Source organism: Bacteroidota bacterium, from assembly GCA_037133915.1.
GTDB lineage: Bacteria > Bacteroidota > Bacteroidia > Bacteroidales > CAIWKO01 > JBAXND01.
In genome coordinates, this window is sequence record JBAXND010000050.1 from 23,396 (window position 1) to 31,591 (window position 8,196).

The 8,196-nt window shown below is 42.5% G+C and carries 9 protein-coding genes; 5 read left to right on the plus strand and 4 right to left on the minus strand.

Going from position 1 to position 8,196, the window contains the following annotated elements; genetic code table 11:
• Positions 1–38 precede the first annotated feature (38 nt).
• From WCM76_13970 to WCM76_13980, 3 genes are all read left to right on the plus strand, one after another.
• A complete protein-coding gene (locus WCM76_13970) occupies positions 39–554 on the plus strand; it encodes an OmpH family outer membrane protein (GenBank protein ID MEI6766734.1) in 516 nt (171 codons plus the stop codon).
• 87 nt (positions 555–641) lie between these two features.
• A complete protein-coding gene (locus tag WCM76_13975; protein ID MEI6766735.1) occupies positions 642–848 on the plus strand; it encodes a cold-shock protein in 207 nt (68 codons plus the stop codon).
• Between the two features lie 105 nt (positions 849–953).
• Positions 954–2,084, plus strand: coding sequence for a TlpA disulfide reductase family protein (locus WCM76_13980; GenBank protein ID MEI6766736.1), 1,131 nt, complete (start codon positions 954–956; stop codon positions 2,082–2,084).
• Here WCM76_13980 and WCM76_13985 read toward each other — a convergent pair.
• The gene (locus WCM76_13985; protein MEI6766737.1) at positions 2,072–3,322 is read right to left on the minus strand and encodes a hypothetical protein; all 1,251 of its coding nucleotides are present in this window, start codon (positions 3,320–3,322) and stop codon (positions 2,072–2,074) included. The genes WCM76_13980 and WCM76_13985 overlap by 13 nt on opposite strands.
• Before the next feature lie 212 nt (positions 3,323–3,534).
• Between WCM76_13985 and WCM76_13990 the strand changes: the two genes are divergently transcribed.
• Positions 3,535–4,746, plus strand: coding sequence for a phosphoglycerate kinase (locus tag WCM76_13990; GenBank protein MEI6766738.1), 1,212 nt, complete (start codon positions 3,535–3,537; stop codon positions 4,744–4,746).
• An 11-nt stretch (positions 4,747–4,757) separates the two neighbouring features.
• Here WCM76_13990 and WCM76_13995 read toward each other — a convergent pair whose 3' ends face one another.
• From WCM76_13995 to WCM76_14005, 3 genes are read right to left on the minus strand one after another with little or no spacing between them, the layout of a single operon-like run.
• Positions 4,758–5,294, minus strand: coding sequence for a CvpA family protein (locus WCM76_13995; GenBank protein ID MEI6766739.1), 537 nt, complete (start codon positions 5,292–5,294; stop codon positions 4,758–4,760).
• A 20-nt stretch (positions 5,295–5,314) separates the two neighbouring features.
• On the minus strand, positions 5,315–6,061 hold the full coding sequence (locus WCM76_14000) for an ATP-binding cassette domain-containing protein (GenBank protein MEI6766740.1): 747 nt from the start codon (positions 6,059–6,061) through the stop codon (positions 5,315–5,317).
• Positions 6,061–6,843, minus strand: coding sequence for an ABC transporter permease (locus WCM76_14005; GenBank protein ID MEI6766741.1), 783 nt, complete (start codon positions 6,841–6,843; stop codon positions 6,061–6,063). Before WCM76_14005 ends, WCM76_14000 begins: the two co-directional genes overlap by 1 nt.
• A 43-nt stretch (positions 6,844–6,886) precedes the next feature.
• Between WCM76_14005 and malQ the strand changes: the two genes are divergently transcribed.
• Positions 6,887–8,196, plus strand: a 1,310-nt coding sequence (malQ, locus tag WCM76_14010; GenBank protein ID MEI6766742.1) for a 4-alpha-glucanotransferase, incomplete at its 3' end; no start/stop codon positions are given.

The following is an 8,196-nucleotide window of genomic DNA, read 5'->3' on the forward strand; positions in this document are numbered from 1 at the left end:
GCTCGTTTAATCATTGATAATAATCTAACTTACAGAAAATGAAACGTTATCTTAGTTTAATTTTAATTATCTCTTTTCTTTCATTAACGGCAACTTCTTTTGCCCAGAAAAAACAGAAATTCGGACATATTGATTCGAATGAATTACTTAAACTTATGCCCGGACGGGATTCTGCTCAGGCTAAACTTCAGGATTATGCCAAAGATCTGGACGCCCAGTTAAAGGGTATGCAGAGCGAGCTCGAAGCCAAATATGCAGATTATCAGGCCAGTGAAGGCAAAATGACTGAACTGATTAAATCAACCAAACAAAAAGAGCTTCAGGATATTCAGGAACGTATTCAAACCTTTCAGGAATCGGCTCAGACGGACTTAGAGAAGAAACAAAACGAACTTCTGAAACCGATTATCGACAAAGCCAAAGCAGCGATTGAAAAAGTTGCCAAAGACAATGCCTATACTTACATCTTCGATGCTGGACTCGGCGTGCTTCTATACAGCGACCCTACTGAAGACATTATGCCACTGGTTAAAAAAGAGCTTAACCTAAACTAGTTTATCACTTAAAATATTCAGAAATAGCATTGTTTTTATTTCTGATTCTATTCATTCATTAATTTTTAAAATTGGAGGATTCGTTTAATGCTCAAAGGAAAAGTCAAATGGTTCAATAAAACTAAAGGATTTGGTTTTATCACCGGAGAAGACGGAAGTGATGTGTTTGTTCACTACTCACAGATCATGAGACAAGGATTTAAAACGCTCGAAGAAGGTCAAGCCGTTTCATACGAGATTACGGTCGCTGATAAAGGACCTCAAGCCTCGAACGTAAACGTTATAGAAGGTTAGGCGAAACAAACTTGTTACACAAACCAGAACAGCCGGACAGTATCTTTTCCGGCTGTTCTGTTATTAAAGCTGCAGTTTTCCAACAATAATAAAGACCATTACACAATGAAAACAATCTGTCGGATATTCGTGATTTTCATGCTGCTGTCGATATCGGTCACAGCTATTGCACAAACCGTTGCTCCCAATGTTACCATCGATGTGGTGATTAAAAATAATCGGTTTAATAGCGCCAGCCTTTACCAGATGGGACAACAGAATACTATACTGACACAGCAGCAAATAGATACAACAGGAAAATTTACATTGCTAGCCACCATTGTAAAAACTGATTTTTTCAAACTGCAATTAGATCAAAATAATTCTATAATGATGGTGCTGCAGCCCGGCGAAAAAATAAAAATTACAGCCGATGGCACCGACCTTGCATCAAGCATTGTTATCAAAGGGTCGCCGATTACTGAAGTTGTACGCCAGAATGAACGTCAGCTGAACCGATTTAAAACCCAGATGGACAGCCTGAATAATGTTTACCAGATGAACATTGGTTCGCCAAAAATTGACTCCTTACTTAAAGTGCTGAATGTTCAATATAAGGCACTTGAGACGAAACAGGCTCAGTTTATTCTTGATTTTATGGCAAATAACCCTTCATCGCTTGCCATTCTATTCCTTACCGACAGGCTGCCTGTCGACGAAAATTATGATGCCTATAAAAAAGTAGATGCCGCACTTTTTGCCAAATATCCGGATAACATTTTTGTAAGCAGCCTGCATGATAAAATACAATCAACAGGTCTTTTGTTTATCGGCGCCGTGGCACCCGAAATCAATCAACCCGATACCAATGGAAAAATGATTGCGCTCAGCTCTTTACGAGGCAATATAGTAGTAATTGACTTTTGGGCATCTTGGTGCGGACCGTGCCGCAAAGAAAACCCAAACATGGTTAAATTATATGCAGCATTTCACTCTAAAGGTTTTGAAATATTCAGCGTATCGCTGGATAAAGCAAAGCCCGCATGGGTATCGGCAATTAAAGCAGATAAACTCACCTGGACACATGTCAGCGATTTAAAATACTGGAATTCCGAAGCCGCAAAAACGTATTCTGTACAATCCATTCCAGCCACCTTTTTACTGGACAGAGAAGGGAAAATAGTTGCTAAGAATCTTCGGGGCGAAGATTTATACAATAAAGTTCAGGAGCTGATAAACGCTAATCAGAAAAAATAATACGCGGCAAACAGCAGGCGTATATTTGATACAGCTTTGATATCGCTTACCTCACCCAAACTGTTGATTTTATTTCCATAGGCCGCTGAAGTGTAATCACCTTCAAGCGCAAAGCGGGTCTTGCCCGAAATAAACACAACTCGCGGCGAAACGCGGTAAACATAAGCCAGATTCCTGCCACGTCCAAAATAAGATGATTCGGATGTCCAGTTCTGGATATTTTGCAGTGAGCCCATATTTTTTGAATACCCGCCAAACAAACCGAACTGAATCTTACTACCGTTGGTCATTAATTCAACCCATGCTGCAAGTGTATTGAGCGGTGTGTAACTGCGGAGGTCTTTTTTCAGGATTGCCGTATCCGTAGTATACTTGATTGCATAGCCGCCAATCATGCTGAGATCGTAAAGGTTTTGGCCATAAACAGCCGCCGCTTTAACAGTAAGCGGTTTCGTTTTGTATTTGATGAAAAATTCAGAAGCCAGACTGTTCACCGTTTCCGAAGTTTTATAATTGCTGTCGCTGACAAGGCGCGGCGTAAGTGATTTGTATTCGCCGGCAAGGCCTATGAGAAATTCGCTTCCGTTGGCATCATTTTTTGTACCGTACTGAATCCTCAGGGCGGCTTCGGGGATGGCTGAATTTCGCAGCGAAAGCGATCCGCCGGGGCTTGTAAAATCGCGTTGCGACATCGCGGCAAGCGCAATTTTAAATTTGCCCAATGATTGGGTAAGCCTTACTTGCGGGTTGCGTGCAAACGGCTGATAGGGCGCGCCTGTATTCACATTAATAACTTCCGGGTAACATTCTGGATTCATGAAAACATGCCATGTCTGACCCATTAACAATTCTGTTGTCTTCCAATTGAGTTTTACATAAGCATGACGCAAACGGAAACCGTTGGTATTGGCGTCTTGAGTCCCAAAAAATTCGCCTTCAATCAGACCGGAGGTTTTGGCTCCGAACGCATCGGGACCGGTAATGGCGCCGCTCACACGGGTTTGTATGGAGAGTATATTAAAATTCATTTTCGCATTCACATCTTCGCCTGCTTTATCATTTTTAATGTTCAGCGGATACAAATAAAAATGACCTTCGCGCAACGATTCTGTTTCGCGGGTATCAACAAAAACATCATTTTTCACATACCCTGAAAAATGAATTCCGAATTTACTTTCGTCCTGCGCTTTTAATATGAAAGGCAGCAGCATCAAAATGGGTAAAATAAGTTTTTTCATGGTCAGCTTTTTACTATCGGGCGCAAAGATACAAAATCCCGACACTTTATCCGGTCACAGAAGCATATCTTTAATTTATTAAATATCAACGGCTTGCAAAAAATCATAACAATAATATCGTGTTTGTTAATTAATTTCTGACAAACAAAGATTCTGTTAATCAAATCGAAATGTATTTTTTCTATTTTTACCCTATATAAAAAACCGTCCCTATGAATATAAAAGTCTCTGACCGAACCATCGACAATGTGAATTTTAAGAATAAGCGTGTCCTGATCCGTGTAGATTTTAATGTTCCGCTCGACCACAACCGCCAGATTACCGACGATACACGCATCCGCGAATCGGTACCTACCATTCAGAAAATTTTGAATGACGGCGGTTCTGTGATATTGATGTCGCATTTAGGTCGGCCCAAGGGCGGATTTGAACAGGATTATTCGCTTACACCCATTGTACCACGACTTTCGAAACTACTCAACAGAAATATCATTTTTACCCGCGACCTGTTCGGGCAAAAAACCATTGATGTATGCTCACAGCTGAAGCCCGGCGATGTGGTAATGCTTGAAAACCTGCGTTTTTATCCTGAAGAAGAAAAAGCGGACGAAGATTTTGCACGCGAATTATCCAAGATAGGTGATGCTTACGTGAACGATGCTTTTGCCACATCGCACCGTGCACACATGTCGACGGCGGTATTGCCGCGCTTTTTCCCCGGAGCAAAATATTTCGGGAAGCTGCTTGCCAACGAACTGAATAACCTCAATTCCATTTTATACGATGCCAAACCTCCGTTTACGGCTATCATAGGCGGAGCCAAGGTTTCAACAAAGATGTCTATCATCACCAATCTGGTCAGCAAGGTTGACAACATTATTATTGGCGGCGGTATGGCATTTACGTTTATCAAGTCATTTGGGGGCAAGGTGGGCAATTCGCTGGTTGAAGACGATTGGCTGCAGCCTGTGAAGGATATGGTGCAGGAAATGATGCTTCGCGGGGTAAACCTGTATATCCCCACCGATGTTATTATTGCCGACGGGTTTTCGGATGAAGCGAACATAAAAGACAGCGCTGCCGATAAAATAAAAGATAACTGGATGGGGCTTGATATCGGTAAAAAATCGTGCCGTCGTTTTGCCGAAATCATCAACAAATCACAAACTATTTTGTGGAACGGGCCTATGGGTGTGTTTGAACTTCCAAAATTCAAACAGGGCACCAAAGCCATGGCCATTGCTGTTGCCAGTGCAACCATCAGCGGTTCGTTTTCGCTGGTTGGTGGTGGCGACTCGGTTGCGGCCATCAATCAGTATAACCTTGCCGACCAAATCAGTTACGTTTCAACGGGCGGCGGCGCCATGCTCGAATATATTGAAGGACGTGAACTTCCGGGAGTGAAGGCGATTTTGGAAGATTAACAGTGTGAAATTTATTTCGGTCGGGGAGCAGGTGCAACCGGCATTTGCTGCGTTTTCAATCGCTCCACTTCTTCTTTAACTTTGGGAATAATGAGCGGAGCTACGGCGCCAACCGGTTTATATAAGAGCGAATTGTCGCGCTTTTCGCGCGTAATCATGGTTTGATTGATGTCCACTTTGTTGAATACCCAGATCAGCAAACTCAGGATGAACACGATTTTGCACATACTGAAAACACTGCCCAGTATCTTGTTCACGATTCCCAGTGCCGCCATATTCACCCCCTTTTCAATGATTTTTGCCAGCAGGCGAACCAAAATAATTACGCCGATAAATATGATGACGAATGAAGCCACCTGCACGTAACGTTCATTCATCCCAAAAGAGTTCACAAGAATACCCGAAACATAGCTGCTCAGATAAATAGCGGCAAAAATGCCGCATACAAGTGCCACCAGGGTTGCCAGCTCAACAATAAGTCCTTTGCGAAAGCCGAGAAAAGCAAAAAGTATTACCGGAATGATGATAATGATATCAAGATAGTTCATGGCACTGCTGATGAATTATACTATTTTTTCAACCTGCGCGTAAGCTCGGTGGCATAAACAAAATCATTGATTTCGCGATTATCGGTATGCAGAATGTCATTTTTATCACCTTCCCACCATAATTGTCCCTGATATATGAAGGCTATCTTGTCGCCGATTTCAATCACTGAATTCATATCATGCGTATTGATAACCGTTGTAATTTGGTATTCCTTCGTTATCTCGCTGATGAGGTTATCAATGACTATGGATGTAACCGGGTCGAGGCCGCTGTTGGGCTCATCGCAAAAAAGATAGCGCGGGTTCATGGAAATGGCGCGGGCAATGGCAACACGTTTCTTCATGCCGCCCGATAATTCGGAGGGATAAAGTTTATTCACGTTTTCCAGCTGAACACGTTTCAGGCAAAAGTTCACGCGGTCGCGTTTTTCTTCCGTTACCTGTTCGGTGAACATATTCAGAGGGAACATTACATTTTCTTCAACCGTCATGGAATCAAAGAGGGCACCTCCCTGAAACATCATTCCAATTTCCTGACGTATGAGTTTGCGCTCCTTCAGGTGCATGGTTGTGAAAGGCCGTTCATCATAAAGAATCATGCCTTTATCGACTTCAAAAAGCCCTACACAGCATTTCATAAGCACCGTTTTGCCTGAACCGCTGCGTCCGATAATCAAATTGGTTTTGCCGCGCTCAAACGTAACGGAAACATCTTTAAGAATATCCCTTCCGGCAAATGATTTGATTATGTTACGCGCTTCTATCATCAGAGCATGAGTTGTGTGATGAGCAAATTGAACAGTATGATAAGAATACTGCTTTGAACCACCGCCTTGGTGCTGGCGCGGCCTACTTCAAGCGCACCACCATGCGTATAATACCCATAAAAACCAGCAACCGAAGTAATGATAACAGAAAATATGGCCGTTTTTACAAGGGCATAGAACACCTCATAAGGCACAAAAAACGACTGTATACCGTTGATGTAGTTGTAAGAAGTGACGACTTCTTTTAAGATACATGCCAGATAACCTCCAAAAACGCCTAAAAACATGCTGATTGAAATGATTACAGGAAAAATAATCAGGGCTGCGACAACTTTGGGAAGTATCAGGTAATTAGCGGAGTTTATGCCCATAATCTCGAGCGCATCTATTTGTTCTGTAACGCGCATGGTGCCTATTTCGCCGGCAATACGTGAGCCCACTTTTCCGGCCAGTATTAAACTGATGATGGTGGGTGAAAACTCAAGTACAATTGACTGACGTGTTGTAAATCCCACGGTATATGCGGGGACCAGCGGATTGTCAATATTGTAGGCTGTTTGAATAGCAACAACTGCTCCCATAAAAATTGAGATGATAACCACGATACCCAGAGAATCAATCCCAAGACTGTCTATTTCAAAAGCAACCTGCTTTCTGAAAATAGAACCTTTTTCGGGCTTGGTAAATACCCGCCCCATCAGCATTATGTAACGTCCTATCTGGTAAAGAAAATCCATAAAAATATCATTACCCTGCGAAAGTAAGAATTTTTTCGATGCCATAGTTTTCATCGTAAATTTGCAAAAAGCAAAAACAAAGCAAATCATGCACATGACACGAAGCAGCGGAATTCTATTGCACCCGACATCCCTTCCGGGGCCTTACGCTACAGGCACATTGGGGAAAGAGGCTTACCGCTTTGCCGACATGCTTGCCCAGGCAGGGCAAAAGTTATGGCAAGTGCTTCCTCTGTATCCTACCGGTTTCGGCGATTCTCCTTATCAGGCATTATCGGCCTTTGCTGGAAATCCGATATTTATATCGCCTGAAATATTAGCCGATCAGGGTTTAATTGAACTGAAGGACGCCGGTTATCCAAAAATAAATCCTCAAACACGGGTTGATTTCAGAAATGCTGAAAAATTCATACAACCATTGTTACTAAAGGCTTTCAAAAAGTTTAATGATAATAATGGGACGATTGACCAAAAATATTTCAAGAGATTTTGCGCTAAAAACACCTACTGGCTCGATGATTTTGCGTTGTACATGGCGCTGAAAGAGCATTTTGGATTGATGCCATGGACAGCGTGGCATGCAGATATTCGCATGCGGAAACCGGCAGCTATGGCTTATTACAAAAATGTTTTGGAATTCAGGATTCGCTATCATCGTTTTGTGCAATTTCTGTTCAGCGAACAATGGATGGCATTGAAAAAATACGCGAATTCAAAAAGCATTTCCATTATTGGTGATAACCCGATATTTGTAGCGCACGACAGCGCTGATGTGTGGGCACACCGCGAATTGTTTGACCTTGACGGCAAAGGCTTTCCAAAACACGTAGCCGGATTTCCGCCCGACGGTTTCAGCCCCACTGGGCAGCTCTGGGGAAACCCGTTGTACAACTGGAAGAAACACCGGGAAACAAATTATAAATGGTGGATTGATAACATACGTATGTCGCTTGAACAGACTGATTATGTAAGAATAGACCATTTTATAGGTTTTACCAGATACTGGAGCATTCCTTACGGTGAGACGACCGCAGAAAACGGCAAGTGGCTGAAAGGCCCGGGAATGGAGTTCTTCAGTGCGTTAAAGAAACACCTCCGCCCGCTCAACCTCATTGCCGAAGACCTGGGCATTATGACCGAAGAAGCAGCGCTCATCATGAAAAAAATGAAACTGCCGGGTATGAAGTTGCTTCATTTTGCCTTTGACGGGAACCCGCAGAATAATTTTCATCCCGATAATTTTTCTGCGGAGAATGTTGTTTATACCGGCACTCACGATAACGACACAACACGGGGATGGTTTGCAAAGCTATCTAAAGCCAGAAAAAATATTGTTCAAAAGGAATCACTATTGTCCGATAAAAATACAGAATATTATTTTGCAAACCGCAACAAATT

What these genes read in the sequence shown, in the direction of transcription:
- WCM76_13975 (MEI6766735.1), top strand. Translation starts at nt 642, where the DNA reads ATGCTCAAAGGAAAAGTCAAATGGTTCAATAAAACTAAAGGATTTGGT.
- WCM76_14000 (MEI6766740.1), bottom strand. Translation starts at nt 6,061, where the DNA reads ATGATAGAAGCGCGTAACATAATCAAATCATTTGCCGGAAGGGATATT.
- WCM76_14005 (MEI6766741.1), bottom strand. Translation starts at nt 6,843, where the DNA reads ATGGCATCGAAAAAATTCTTACTTTCGCAGGGTAATGATATTTTTATG.
- WCM76_13970 (MEI6766734.1), top strand. Translation starts at nt 39, where the DNA reads ATGAAACGTTATCTTAGTTTAATTTTAATTATCTCTTTTCTTTCATTA.
- WCM76_13980 (MEI6766736.1), top strand. Translation starts at nt 954, where the DNA reads ATGAAAACAATCTGTCGGATATTCGTGATTTTCATGCTGCTGTCGATA.
- WCM76_13985 (MEI6766737.1), bottom strand. Translation starts at nt 3,322, where the DNA reads ATGAAAAAACTTATTTTACCCATTTTGATGCTGCTGCCTTTCATATTA.
- WCM76_13990 (MEI6766738.1), top strand. Translation starts at nt 3,535, where the DNA reads ATGAATATAAAAGTCTCTGACCGAACCATCGACAATGTGAATTTTAAG.
- WCM76_13995 (MEI6766739.1), bottom strand. Translation starts at nt 5,294, where the DNA reads ATGAACTATCTTGATATCATTATCATCATTCCGGTAATACTTTTTGCT.